15 protein-coding genes and 1 pseudogene are annotated in these 12299 nt (G+C 57.7%); 7 read left to right on the top strand and 9 right to left on the bottom strand.

All coding sequences use genetic code 11. The annotated features are described in order from the left end of the window. Window positions 1–109: 109 nt before the first annotated feature. From ACXYMP_RS09980 to ACXYMP_RS09970, 3 genes are all read right to left on the bottom strand, one after another. A complete protein-coding gene (locus ACXYMP_RS09980) occupies window positions 110–523 on the bottom strand; it encodes a recombinase family protein (protein ID WP_298566139.1) in 414 nt (137 codons plus the stop codon). A 75-nt stretch (window positions 524–598) separates the two neighbouring features. Continuing rightward, the gene (locus ACXYMP_RS09975) at window positions 599–889 is read right to left on the bottom strand and encodes a DUF3489 domain-containing protein (RefSeq protein WP_458906017.1); all 291 of its coding nucleotides are present in this window, start codon (window positions 887–889) and stop codon (window positions 599–601) included. A 172-nt stretch (window positions 890–1061) separates the two neighbouring features. After that, window positions 1062–1937, bottom strand: coding sequence for a LysR substrate-binding domain-containing protein (locus ACXYMP_RS09970; protein ID WP_458906015.1), 876 nt, complete (start codon window positions 1935–1937; stop codon window positions 1062–1064). Window positions 1938–2036: 99 nt separating this feature from the next. Here ACXYMP_RS09970 and ACXYMP_RS09965 point away from each other — a divergent pair, with 99 nt between their 5' ends. After that, window positions 2037–2741, top strand: a complete 705-nt coding sequence (locus ACXYMP_RS09965) for an SDR family oxidoreductase (RefSeq protein ID WP_298565073.1) — start codon at window positions 2037–2039, stop codon at window positions 2739–2741. Further along, window positions 2731–2982 (top strand): DUF6552 family protein, encoded by a 252-nt coding sequence (locus tag ACXYMP_RS09960; RefSeq protein ID WP_458906013.1) that lies wholly within the window; start codon window positions 2731–2733, stop codon window positions 2980–2982. Before ACXYMP_RS09965 ends, ACXYMP_RS09960 begins: the two co-directional genes overlap by 11 nt. A gap of 41 nt (window positions 2983–3023) precedes the next feature. On the opposite strand, the gene ACXYMP_RS09955 is transcribed toward ACXYMP_RS09960, so the two are convergent. Then, window positions 3024–3914 (bottom strand): LysR family transcriptional regulator, encoded by an 891-nt coding sequence (locus ACXYMP_RS09955; protein WP_458906011.1) that lies wholly within the window; start codon window positions 3912–3914, stop codon window positions 3024–3026. A gap of 104 nt (window positions 3915–4018) precedes the next feature. On the opposite strand from ACXYMP_RS09955, the gene ACXYMP_RS09950 reads away from it, so the two are divergent. Then, a complete protein-coding gene (locus ACXYMP_RS09950; RefSeq protein WP_458906506.1) occupies window positions 4019–4861 on the top strand; it encodes a Rossmann-fold NAD(P)-binding domain-containing protein in 843 nt (280 codons plus the stop codon). A 204-nt stretch (window positions 4862–5065) separates the two neighbouring features. Here ACXYMP_RS09950 and ACXYMP_RS09945 read toward each other — a convergent pair whose 3' ends face one another. Continuing rightward, window positions 5066–5629 (bottom strand): methyltransferase family protein, encoded by a 564-nt coding sequence (locus ACXYMP_RS09945; protein WP_458906009.1) that lies wholly within the window; start codon window positions 5627–5629, stop codon window positions 5066–5068. A 277-nt stretch (window positions 5630–5906) separates the two neighbouring features. On the opposite strand from ACXYMP_RS09945, the gene ACXYMP_RS09940 reads away from it, so the two are divergent. Next, a complete protein-coding gene (locus ACXYMP_RS09940) occupies window positions 5907–6035 on the top strand; it encodes a hypothetical protein (protein WP_458906007.1) in 129 nt (42 codons plus the stop codon). A gap of 280 nt (window positions 6036–6315) precedes the next feature. Here ACXYMP_RS09940 and ACXYMP_RS09935 read toward each other — a convergent pair whose 3' ends face one another. Then, window positions 6316–7014: an RHS repeat-associated core domain-containing protein gene (locus ACXYMP_RS09935; protein ID WP_298565092.1), complete on the bottom strand. Its 699-nt coding sequence runs from the start codon at window positions 7012–7014 to the stop codon at window positions 6316–6318. Here ACXYMP_RS09935 and ACXYMP_RS09930 point away from each other — a divergent pair. After that, a pseudogene (locus tag ACXYMP_RS09930) lies at window positions 6986–7210 on the top strand (integrase core domain-containing protein); the annotation flags it as partial. The gene ACXYMP_RS09935 and the pseudogene ACXYMP_RS09930 overlap by 29 nt on opposite strands. 103 nt (window positions 7211–7313) lie before the next feature. Here the strand turns inward: ACXYMP_RS09930 and ACXYMP_RS09925 are convergent. The 3 genes from ACXYMP_RS09925 to ACXYMP_RS09915 are packed head-to-tail and all read right to left on the bottom strand — an operon-like array spanning window position 7314 to window position 11297. Further along, window positions 7314–8093 carry a carnitinyl-CoA dehydratase gene (locus ACXYMP_RS09925; protein WP_298565095.1) on the bottom strand — a complete coding sequence of 260 codons (780 nt, stop codon included), beginning with the start codon at window positions 8091–8093 and terminating at the stop codon, window positions 7314–7316. A gap of 2 nt (window positions 8094–8095) precedes the next feature. Next, the gene (locus tag ACXYMP_RS09920) at window positions 8096–10111 is read right to left on the bottom strand and encodes an acetate--CoA ligase family protein (RefSeq protein WP_458906004.1); all 2016 of its coding nucleotides are present in this window, start codon (window positions 10109–10111) and stop codon (window positions 8096–8098) included. 25 nt (window positions 10112–10136) lie between these two features. Next, window positions 10137–11297 (bottom strand): acyl-CoA dehydrogenase family protein, encoded by a 1161-nt coding sequence (locus tag ACXYMP_RS09915; protein ID WP_298565100.1) that lies wholly within the window; start codon window positions 11295–11297, stop codon window positions 10137–10139. A 213-nt stretch (window positions 11298–11510) separates the two neighbouring features. Here ACXYMP_RS09915 and ACXYMP_RS09910 point away from each other — a divergent pair, with 213 nt between their 5' ends. Continuing rightward, window positions 11511–11765 carry a type 1 glutamine amidotransferase family protein gene (locus tag ACXYMP_RS09910; RefSeq protein WP_458906002.1) on the top strand — a complete coding sequence of 85 codons (255 nt, stop codon included), beginning with the start codon at window positions 11511–11513 and terminating at the stop codon, window positions 11763–11765. Window positions 11766–11782: 17 nt separating this feature from the next. Then, window positions 11783–11911: a hypothetical protein gene (locus tag ACXYMP_RS09905; RefSeq protein WP_458906000.1), complete on the top strand. Its 129-nt coding sequence runs from the start codon at window positions 11783–11785 to the stop codon at window positions 11909–11911. Window positions 11912–12299: the final 388 nt, after the last annotated feature.

The following is a 12299-nucleotide window of genomic DNA, read 5'->3' as shown; positions in this document are numbered from 1 at the left end:
ATCCGGATGCTTCCGGCTGCGATCTTTGACCAGCCTGCGGGAGATATAGTAGCGAAGTCGTTTACCGTTCTTGCGGCTGTGACTAGGTGTCAGACGATCGCCGGTTTCATCAAGGAGCTTGCCCGCCAGAGGTGATCTGGTCGCTTTTTTGTCTGGAACCGCGAGCAACCGCTGCCCCGCTCTGCAGCATGTCCTGAACCTTGTCCCACACTGCCGGGCCGATGACGGCTGAATGTTGTCCCTCATAGGCCTGTTTCTTGTCCCGGATTCGTACCGCCGTGACCTCACGTTCGAACTGGGCAAAGCTGAGCGGCATGTTCAATGTCAGGCGCCCCATGCTGGTTGCGGTGCTAGAGCTTTGTGTGACAGATATGAAAGAGGTTTCAGCCGCATCCAACTGGTCAACCAGCTTGGCGAAGTCGGTCAGAGGACGCTTCAACCTGTCGATCTTGTAGACCACAATCTGATCGACGCGTTTCTCGTCTACAGCCTGCATCAGTCGTTGAAGCGCCGGGCGCTCCAGATGTCCGCCCGATATGCCGCCATCGTCATAGTGTTCGGGCAGCAGTTCCCAGCCCTCGTGTTTCTGGCTGGCGATCTAAGCCTTACAGGCTTCCCGCTGTGCATCCAGCGAGTTGAAGTCCTGCTCCAGCCCGTCTTCCGACCTCTTGCGGGTATAGATGGCACAGCGGATCCGTCGCATCACTGAACCCCAAAGAAGCGTGGCCCGGGCCGTATGCGGCTGCCAACCGAATGCCTTCTCCATTCGTGGAATCAAAGCGCTGGTCTTGCGGTTCAGCAGTTTGGTCAGTTGTTCCCGTCGCACTGGCCTCGCCTTTACGGCTTTTGCTTTCGCGACTTTGGTTTTCTGTGCGGTTTCCGTCATCATCGCCCTCGACTCATTTGCGAAGGCCAGTCCTTCGTCCCGTATTGAGTGAAGCCCGGCGATCCCGGGCGATGTTTCGTGACGAAAGCACCGCTCTCAAATGCCTGGAAGTCCAGTGGGTTGTTAGAGAAAGGGCGGGACGCAGACCTTCGCTGCAGGTGAGCAACAAAGGCAGTTATGGGTATTCTGCCTTCGCGGCAAACCATTCCACGACAGCTTGAGACGATGAACTGCGTTTCGGCCCGCGCATGGTCAACATGTAAAAGTGTTGATCGCCCGTAAGCGTTTCAGAAATGACCTGCACAAGATGATTTGCCGCAATGTCACGCTTTACGAGAAAACTGCTGACAAGGGCTACGCCCTGGCCTGAAAGCGCGGCGTCTATGGTGAGAGCGGTCTGGTTCAGGCGCAGTCCGTGGCCTCCATGATCCTCGATTTTCAGATTCTTAAGAAAAACGGGCCAGAGATTGTGGGCGTCGTGCAATTTGGGCAGTTGTGACAGGGCTTCCGGGGTGAGCGGCAAGCGGTGCTGCGCGACCAGTGAAGGGGCTGCAACTGCGATGATCTCCTGCCGAAACAGGCGGACAACATCCAGCGCCGCGCCGAATGGCGGTTTCCCTTGTCGGATGGCCACATCGATCCCGTCGCCGTGAAAGTTCGAGATCTTTTCAGTGGCAAGGATCTGCAGGTCGATCTGTGGATGGGTCGCCGAAAAATCTGGTAGGTTCGGGATCAACCATTTTGCCGCGAAGGTCGGCGTGACACTTACCAAAACCCTACCCGGTTCGGGGCGCAAGGTCGCGGTGGCCGCACGCAATTCCTCGAACGCTGTGGCGACACGCCCATGGTAGCTGCGGCCGGATGATGTGAATGCCAACCCTTTGGACAGCCGTTCGAACAGGGGTATTCCCAGCTGAGCTTCGAGTTGCCGCACTTGCTGCGCGACGGCGCCTTGCGTCACGCCCAATTCTTCGGCCGCAGCACGGAAGTTCAGATGACGGCCTGCCACTTCGAATGCGCGCAATCCGTTGAGGGGCGGAATCTGGGTCATCTGACAATAGTATTCCTACTGTCAGGCAACATCAATTCTTATGCGTAATATTCATCAGTTTCCTATAAAAAATTGGTTGAAGCAATGTTGGAGAATAGCATGTCAGTAGAAAAGGTCGCACTTATCACAGCTGGTGGCAGCGGCATGGGCGCTGATGCTGCACGCAAACTGGCCGCAGACGGCTTTCGTGTCGGGATCTTGTCTTCGTCCGGTAAGGGTGAGGCGCTCGGCAAGGAGTTGGGTGGTTTTGGGGTCACCGGGTCAAACCGCTCGAACGACGATATTGCCGCACTGGTAGAAGGCGCGACTGACCGGTGGGGTCGGGTCGATGTTTTGGTCAACTCGGCTGGGCACGGCCCGAAAGGCCCGGTGCTGGACATCTCGGATGATGATTGGCACCTGGGCATGGAAGTCTATCTGCTGAACGTCGTTCGGCCTGTGCGACTGGTGACGCCAGTCATGCAGGCGCAGGGTGGCGGAGCAATCATCAACATCTCGACCTTTGCTGCCTTCGAGCCCGATCCGCTGTTCCCGACCTCGGGCGTGTTCCGCGCCGGCCTTGCCGCATTCACCAAGCTATACGCGGACAAGTACGCGCCCGACAATATCCGTGCGAACAATGTCCTGCCGGGGTTTATCGACAGCCTGCCTGAAACCGAGGATCGCCGCGCGCGTATTCCCATGGGGCGGTATGGCAAAGCGGACGAGGTGTCGTCGCTGATCTCTTGGCTGGCATCCGAGCAGGGTGCTTACATGACAGGCCAGAACCTGCGGATCGACGGTGGGCTGACCCGTGCCGTCTGATGTCGCAATGGCCGTGGCCGCCACAGGGCGCACCGCTTTTACGGTGAAGTGGGCAGCGTCGATTGTCCAGATCATGGGCTATACGGCGACGGCCTTCGGCTGGACACCTTGGAACCTATATTTGTTTCTTGTGGGCGTTCTGGGCTGGTTTGCAGTCGGTGTGCTGTGGAATGACAGGGCGATCATGCTGATCCACTTCGTTGCCCTTGGTGCGATGCTTTTCGGGATGAGCAGCGCTTGAGTGGTTGCAGGACATTGATAGAAGATTTGCGTCCGACATAGTTAACCCGGCGCAAGATGGTCTATCAGCAATTTCCACACTCGTTTGACCCGCGGGGACTTGTGTAAAGTTTCATGCGCAGCGAGCCACATGGGCAGACTTGGCAGATCAGGCTGGAAACTTAGCTTTCGAACCTTCGGGTCTGCGTCCGCGATGCAGGTTTGCATCGCACCAACGCCGCATCCGGCGCGCACCAACTCCCAGAAGACAGCCTGCTGGTCACAGCGAACACCGAAATAGTGTTTGTCGATCTGGAAGCCCAGTTTGCGCATCTGGCGCAGGATTATTTCTGATCGGTCAAAACCGACAAACGGAAAGGCGGCAAGATCCTTGAGATTTTTTGGTTGCCCCCTTTGAAGCAGGAGATCATGGGCGGCGTAGAGCGCCAGCGGCTGTTCCTTGAGTTTTCGGGTCACAATGTCAAGCTGCTCAGGGCGGAACATGCGGATTGCGATGTCTGCCTCGCGAAAGACGAGGTTCTCGGTCGTATCGGAGGGGACCAGTTCGATTTCGATGTCAGGTTCGCTGCTGCGTATCTCTGCAATGATTGGCGGGAGCAGATAGTGGGAGATGACCACGCTGGCGGTGATCCGGACAGTGCCGGACAGGCGCTCGTCATGGCCTGCGGCCAGAGTTGCCATCCGCGCATAAGCCCGTTCCATGTCTCGGGCGGGTTCCAACAACAGAAGGCCAGCCTCGGTCAGCTGTAGGCCGCTCGCGACCCGGACAAACAAATGGGTGCCCAACGCAGCTTCGGCGGCTTTGACATGCCGGCCGAGCGTCGGCTGGCTCTGCCCGATTTTCTTGGCAGCTGCGGTCAAGGATCCAGTTTCGGCCACAGCGAGGAAGGCGCGAATATAGGTCCAGTCCAATCTATCTGAATTCAGTAACATTCAATATTGAATATCCAATATTAGTATTTCCGCAATCCCAATTCATATCCATTCGCCTTATCTGTTGCCAAACATTCGAATGGAGCAATGGAATGACAGGAACAGTGTTGATACTGGGCGCCTCTGGACGGTTTGGCAGACACAGCGCTTCAGCCTTTGAAAACGCGGGCTGGGTCGTCAAACGATATCGACGCGCCTCAGACACCATGTCGGAAGTTGCAAAGGGTTGCGATGTGATCGTCAACGCGCTGAACCCACAAAACTACCACGACTGGAAAAATACCTTGCCTCGGATCACGCGGGACGTGATCCATGCAGCGAAGGTCAGTGGTGCGACGGTGATCCTGCCCGGAAATGTCTATCACTTCGGAGATCAGGGCGGCATCTGGTCAGAAACGACCCTACCCAAACCTGTCAGTCGCAAGGGTCAAATCCGGCTGCTGATGGAGCGCACCTATGCCAGCAGTGATATACAAACCATCGTGCTGCGCGCGGGCAGTTCAATCGACCCTGATCGGCGGGGCTGCGTTATGTCAGAGATGTACCTGCGAAGGATCGGAACCAACAGGATCACTTTGCCCGGACCGGCGGAAATAAGGCAGGCGATGTGCTTTGTGCCGGATTGGGCGCGCGCTGCGGTCGAATTGGCCGAAATGCGACACGAATTAGCAGCATTCGAGGATATTCCGTTTGAGGGGCATACGCTCACAGCGCTGGAGATCAAAACTGAGCTTGAGCGCCTTGCGAAACGCGACCTGAAATTTGTTCCATTTCCTTGGAGGCTGATGACGCTGACATCTCCTGTATGGGAGCTTGCCCGGGAGTTGAGAGAAATGAAATATCTCTGGAACACCGATCACGCCCTTTCAGACGAGCGGCTGAAACAGTTGCTGCCCGATTTTCAGGTCACGCCTCTTGACGACGTTCTCCTGAGTTCACTCCCATAGCCCTCTGGGTGGGCAGCGGCGTGTTTCCGACCATGCGGCTTTCGGAGCTTCGCCGCCGTTCGTTAGATGGCGATGCTGCGCGATGAACAAACGGACGCCACCTGACGGGTGTTCTCACAGTCATCGTCAACGGCCATTCGCAGAAGGATAGCAACCAGATGTTGCCGTGAAACTGAAAAGGTTGAAGCAGTGTTTGCTTTTTGGTCAGAAGAATCGCCGAACCGCTTGGCAATATTCGCGGAATTGTTCCCCGTATTCCTGCGCAAGCCAACGTTCCTCTATGAATATGGCAACCAAATAGATCAGTGCCCAAGTGATCAACGTTGCGATTGCAAATGGGACAGGAATGAGCAAAGCCCACCCCGCAAGGCCGAACCAAGTAGCGATGTAAATTGGATTACGTGAGTAACGAAATATCCCGTCGGTGCGCAGTCCTTCTTTCGACCCAAATGCGTTAGCCCAACCAAGTGCTATTGTTGCGCCAAATGCAATGGCGAAGCCGCAAGCAAACAACAGGATGGCCAGAACCTTTGCTGGCGCAGAAACAGGCAACCCGATGCGCCAAACATAGAGTATCGAGAAAATGATCAATCCGTAGACCACGATCCGAAACAGGATCATAAACACTGTCTTTTTCCTTGGTTGGCCTTCAGGAGGCGGCCAAAATCTGAAATTCGGATTGATGAGTTGATATGTGACAAGCGCCAAAAGAATGGAGCTTGATGTGAACGTCAGAATGGGAAGCGCGCTAAGCAGGAGATCAATCATAAGCGCATCTTAGATAGGCAGTTTGCCTTGGCAACTGGATCATGGGAATGAATGACCCATTGGTCCGCACTGCCGTCATTCTGGCAATGGAAATGCTGCACGATGGATGATTGACCAGTCTGGGAAAGCTGCGTCGCAGAGATGGACGCTTAGCCCAAGGTCTGCTCAGGACCGAATAAAGAGCTCCGGCGCAATACCATTGCGCTCTTTCGCGTGAACTATTCTGCGTCATATGGATTTGATTTGCCCAATAAACTTCGTGGGCCACGATGAGTGGATGGCAAGCGGATACGCGCTAGAGCTGGCGGGCGGCGAAGTCATCACCCGTGACGGCGAAGGTCTCGGACCCTGGCGTGTCGTAGAATTCGATCCCGAAGATGAATTCAGTAGCGGACGTTTCGAGTGATCCTCCACCACTGACATGAAAATGAGCCGGGCCGTGGTCATTAGGGAAGTTGCTCGTATAGCATTCGCCGTTGACAGTAACCTTTGAAGGGTTGGGGGGGTGGAGCATTGTTATTATGCCCCCACGCCTCCAGGTCTCCGGCGAAGTAGGTGTGGGCGTCGGCAATCTCGAGGTTGTGGACGCGTTGGGGGTTATCATCGGCCTCCACCGACAGAACCAGCAGTTCCCCCAAAGCCGCATCCCGGATCTTGTCCCCCGCCTCAACCTCGCCTGCAGGCAGTCAGCCTTTGCCGACCACGAACATCGGATGCTCGGACGTGACGCCAAGCCGCGTCGTCGTTCCATCCGCCCGTGCAAGCTCAACCCAATAGGTGTCCAGCGCTACGCGGGTCATCAGAGCCGTTACAGGGAAGGTGCCCGAAACGCCCGTGTCTTCGTTGCGGGCGACAACCATATCGCCCTCGCGCAGGGTTTCGATGGCGACTTTGCCGTTGGGGGTCAGAACTTCGGTGCCTGCGGTGAAGGAAGAACGGGACCCTCCGCTTCCACACCTACATTTTTGAGCACGGAAGCCTGTTCGACATCCTGGACGATTTACGAATGCACCTCGCGAAATGTCGCGCCCAGCAGCAAGGTTTTTCGCGATACTCGTTAAAGCGGTGCCGATTTTTTGGGCAACACATTTTGCGCCTTTGCCCACTTGCTTGCCCGCATAGCGCGTCATGCCAGCAACACCACTGGTCAAGCGGCTGTTCTCATTGCTTGAGGTCAACCCGCTTGGGTCCGACCAGTTGGCTGGATCGTTCCACGTGTAGGCGTAAAGGTTCATGTCGCCTGCGGCAATGCCCAGCGGGTCGGATTGCAGGAAGCGGCCTGTGTCCGGGTCATAGTGGCGGGCACGGTAGTGGCAGAGGCCGCTTTCCACGTCGAACTCGTGACCATCATGGATTGGCACAGCCGCGTGGCGTGACAATCGCATGATCGAACGGCTCTGGCGGTCACTCAAAAACGAATGCGTCTATCTGCACGCCTTTGAGACAGGCTCGGAGGCGAAGGCTGGCATCGGAAAGTGGCTGGCCCACTACAAGGTCGAACGCCCACATTCGCCCCACGGAATCTTGACCCCTGACGAGGCCTATGCCAGCAAAACAGAACCAATGAGACTGGCAGCCTGAAATGAAACCCTGATCCACCTCAACAAGGCTGAAAACTGGTCGAAAAACTAGGACCGCCTCTCATTGCGATCTATTCATCTACGCCCATGAACACCTTACCGCTTTACCGACCCTTCCAGACCGGGTCGCGTTTTTCTGCGAAAGCCCGTGCGCCTTCCAGCTGATCGTCACTGGAATAAAGCGTGTCGACGCTGCGCAGTTGGCGTTTGGTGATACGGTTCATGGCATCCTGAAACTTTGCATCTTCGGCGTCGCGCACGATTTCCTTGATGGCCGCGTGGACCAGCGGCGGACCGGAGGCCAGAAGGCGGGCAAGATCCCATGCGCGGTTCATCAACTGATCTGCGGGGACAATTTCGTTCACAAGCCCCCAGCCCTTTGCCTCTGCGGTGTCGAACCAGCGCCCGGTCAGCAAAAGCTCCATCGCGATGTGGTAGGGGATGCGTTTGGGCAGCTTGACGCTGGCTGCATCCGCGACGGTGCCTGAGCGGATTTCGGGGAGGGCGAAGGTGGCGTGGTCTGCGGCAAGGATCATGTCGGCTGACAGGGCCAGTTCCAGTCCGCCGCCGCAGGCAATGCCGTTCACCGCAGCGATGACAGGTTTGTTCAGATCGCGCAGTTCCTGCAGTCCGCCAAACCCGCCGACACCATAGTCACCGTCCACGGCATCGCCGTCGGCTGCGGCTTTGAGATCCCAGCCGGGGCAAAAAAACTTTTCGCCTGCGCCGGTCACGATGGCGACGCGCAGGCCCGGGTCGTCGCGGAAGTCGGCGAAAACCTCTCCCATGATGCGGCTGGTGGCCAGATCAATGGCGTTGGCCTTGGGCCGGTCCAGCGTCACCTCAAGAATTGCGCCATCACGGCGGGTTTTGATCGAGTCCATTTTCAGGCCTTTCTGATAAGAGCATCCGCTGCGACCGCCCTGTCGGGCGTACAGAGAAGCGGGTTTATTTCGACCTCGCAAAGCGTGTCGGCATTCTGCACCACATAGGTCTGTATTGCCACGACGGCACCGAGGATCGCATCCAGATCGGCCGCGGGCTGACCGCGATGGCCTGCGAGAAGCGGGGCGATTTTCAGGGTGCCGAGCGCCGAGCGGATGTCTTCGGGCGCGCTGGGCACCAGCAAGGATACGGTGTCTCGCAACACTTCGGTCAGGACGCCGCCTGCGCCAAGGGTCAGCACAAAACCATGAGCCGGGTCGCGCAGGACTCCGACCAGTAGCTCTGCCACTGCGCCGGTGATCATCTCTTCGATCAGGATCTCTTGTGTGCCGATAGCAGCGGCGACGTCTGCCACATCTTCGGCGCTGATCCCCAGACGGACTGCCGCGTGTTCTGATTTGTGCGCCAGCCCGACGCCTTTGATGGCAAAGGGGGAGGTCAGTTTCAGGGCGGCTGCGCGGGCGGCGTCGGGGCTTTGAACGGTGCAGTGCCTCGGGATATGCAAACCATGTTCGGACAAGGCTTTCTTGGCCTGCGCTTCGGTCAGCATCAGCGTGGCGGTTGCCGATCCCGGCAGGCAGATCGGCTCTGTCGCAGGACGCGCGATCTGACCGGCAGCACGGATGGCAGCGAGGGCTTCGCGCAGACCCATTAAGGGGACGACGCCGCCGGCCATCAAGTCCTGTGCAATATCAAGCGGCAAGAGTTCAGGCAGGGTCGATGCGATGGCAAAGCGTGCGCCGGTGGCGGCGCGCAAGTTCAACGCGGCCTGCTTGGTGCAGACCCAGTCCGTTGCATCGGTGGTCGGGTAGTCCACGATAGAGAACGTCAGGTCGATGTTCTCCCCAGTCATGCCGGACCAAGCCTGCGTCATCGCCTTGGTATCGCGCCAGATATAGGTGTGATAATCCAGCGGGTTGTTCAGTGCGACCATCGGTCCGAGTGCAGCGCGCAATTGGTTTTTTTGACCAGTCGTCAGGTTTGGAAAGGTCAGTCCCGTGCCAACTGCCATATCTGCGATCAGGCTGGCCTCCCCGCCAGAACAACTGATCGAGGCGATGTTGCCGCCCGGCAGCGGGCCATAGCAGTGCAACAGTTTCAAAGTCTCAAGGAAATCGGGCAAGGCTGCAAGACGCGGAATACCCAGCCGGTTCAAAAGCGCCTGCGCGCCCGCATCGCTGCCGGCAAGCGACGCGGTGTGTGACACGGTTGCGGCCTGCGCCTGTTCGGAGGCCCCCACCTTGAGCGCGACCAACGGCACGCCTCTTGCATAAGCTTTTGCGGCCAATGCCTCCCAATGGCGGATGTCCTTGAACCCTTCGATATGCAGCCCGATGGCCGTCACACGCGGATCGTCGACCAGGGCCGTTGCAATTTCCGCCTGACTGGTCTGCGCCATGTTCCCGCAGGCCACCATATACGCAATTGGCAGGGCCCGTTGCTGCATGGTCAGATTGATCGAAATGTTCGAGCTTTGCGTGAGGATCGCCACGCCCTTGTCGACCGGTGTTGCGCCATGCTGGTCCGGCCACAAAAGCGCACCGTCCAGCGCGTTGATAAAACCATAGCAATTTGGCCCAAGCAGCGGCATGTCGCCTGCCGCCGCGATCAGCAGTTCCTGTAGGTCGGTGCCGGTTTCATCCTCGGCCACGGCTTCGGAAAAGCCGGAGGCGAAACATACCGCCCCGCCTGCGCCCATTGCCGACAGTGCCTGAACCGCATCAATGGTGGCGTGCCGGTTGATGCCGATGAACGCGGCATCGGGCGCAGCGGGCAAGTCCTGGAGGCGGCCAAAGGCCGTGTGGCCCGCGACGTCACCTGCCTTGGGATGCACCGGCCAGATGTCGCCCTCATAACCCATGCGCTCGGATTGCAGGATGACCTGCCGACACCAGGCGCCGCCGCCAATGACGGCGATGGACTTGGGGCGCAGCAGTCTGGTGAGCTTTGTTGTCATCGACGGTCCTGATCGGTTTTTGGTCTTATGCGCCCAAGGGGCGCAGCAGATCGCGGCTGATGATGTGGCGCTGGATTTCGGACGTGCCGTCCCAGATGCGTTCAACCCGCGCATCGCGCCAGAAACGCTCGATCGGGAAATCGTCCATCAGGCCCATCCCGCCGAAAATTTGCAGCGTCGTGTCCGTGACCCGCGCCAACATTTCAGAGGCATAAAGCTTGGCCGAGGCAATCTCGCGGTTGGCGGGCAGGTTCTGATCCAGACGCCACGCCGCAGCAAGGGTCAGCCAGTCAGCGGCGTCAATCTCGGTAATCATATCAGCGATCTGGAAACCGACGCCCTGAAACTTGCCAATCTGCTGGCCGAACTGCTTTCGTTCTGCGGCATAGTTCAGCGCATAGTCAAAACAGCGCCGCGCCCGCCCGACCGAAAACGCAGCAACCGTCAGCCGCGTTGCATAAAGCCATTCGTTCATCACCGCGAAACCGCCATCAACCTCGCCCAGCACCTGCGCGTCGGGCAAACGGCAATCGTCAAAGGTCAGGATGTAATTCTTGTAGCCCCTATGGCTGACCGAATTGTAGCCCTCGCGCACCTCAAAACCAGGCGTGCCGCGATCCACAAGGAATGTGGTGATCCGTTTCTTGGGGCCCTTCGGCGTTTCATCCACACCGGTGGCGATAAAGACGATAAAGAAATCCGCGTGCTCTGCGCCCGAGATGAAATGTTTGGACCCGTTTACGACCCAATCACCGCCGTCGCGTATCGCCTGGCATTTCATACCACGCACGTCTGACCCCGCATCCGGTTCGGTCATCGCCAGCGCATCCATGCGTTCACCCCGCACGGCGGGCAGCAGATAGCGTTCGCGTTGTTCATCGTTGCACGCCATCAGGATGTTCTGCGGGCGGCCAAAGAAGTGGGTCAGCGCCATTGAGCCGCGCCCCAACTCGCGCTCCACAAGCGTGAAATCAAGGTGGCTAAGACCCGCGCCGCCAACCTCTTCGGGGAAATTGCAGGCATAAAAGCCGAGATCGATACACTTCTGTTTGATTTCCTCGCCCAGGTCCAAGGGGACGGTGCCGCTGCGCTCTACGGCGTCCTCGTGGGGGTAGATCTCGTTTTCGACGAAGCTGCGAACAGTGGACGCGATCATCTCCTGTTCTTCTGACAGACCAAACTGCATGGCGCGTATTCCTTTGGGTGGGTGATAGACCAATAAAACGGCACAGGGCAGATATGCGGTGTGCAGATTTGGTCGTTTTTCATGCAGTTTAGGGAAAATATTGACCCGCCGCTACAACATCCTGTGCTTTGATGGGGACTCGAACCCTTGCCCCGCGAATTTGGTCAAGCCGCTTCGCGGAGCCAATACATTGGCGCGACAAGAGCTTTATGTATGGCGGTCTTTTGGTTCATGGAAGGCGATCCTGTCCAGAGTTCCAGCGGGCTTGTCATTCCTCCGCATGGTGCGCTGCGCGATCAGATCGGCGATGTTTTGGTTGTCATGCCCTCGTATGGCTACCTCAAGCTGGATACGGGCAGCTGGCTTTTGGCGCGGGTCGGGTTACTTGAAGATCATCGCGCAACAACCCACTGGGATGAGCTTTCCCGGTTCGAAGAGGCGTTTCCTGCCGGGCGGGCGGCGTTGTGAATAAGCACGAAGCTTTGATGCCCGAACCTGTGGCCCAGAAACTGCCTGCCACGGTTGATCGTATCATTCCGCAAAGCTGGACAGACTACATCGGCTATTTGAGCGAGGCCCATTACCTTGAGGCGTCAGCACAAGCGACCGGTTGAAGATCACCACTCAAGTCCTGCGGGCGAGGGCAAGAAAACTCATCTGTTTCATCGGTTGCAGCGAAAGTGCGGTTTCGGAACGGGGTTCATTCGCAGTTTTCAATGACCGCTTCGGAGATATTCGCGGCGTCGCAGCGGCGATCGCGCGGCGCATACGCACGGATGTTGTGGCAGCGAAGGTTTGAAAATCGAATGTCGGAAAAGTCCTGCCCAGTTGCGGTCCAGCTCTGCTCTTTCGAATGTCAGCAATTGAGAAAAGTGGTCACTGCTAGTTGAAGCGGTCCATCTCTCAAATGTGGGAGGGAGCCGCCTTTTGCTTGTGTAGCTATTGCTCACGCAGAAAACCTTTACGCCCACAGTGTCGAGAATGTGGCTGTGTGGCGGTTTT

Source organism: Aliiroseovarius sp. CAU 1755 (assembly GCF_054482655.1).
Note: the sequence above shows the minus strand (reverse complement) of the source record. Positions and strands in the feature narration are given on the sequence as shown.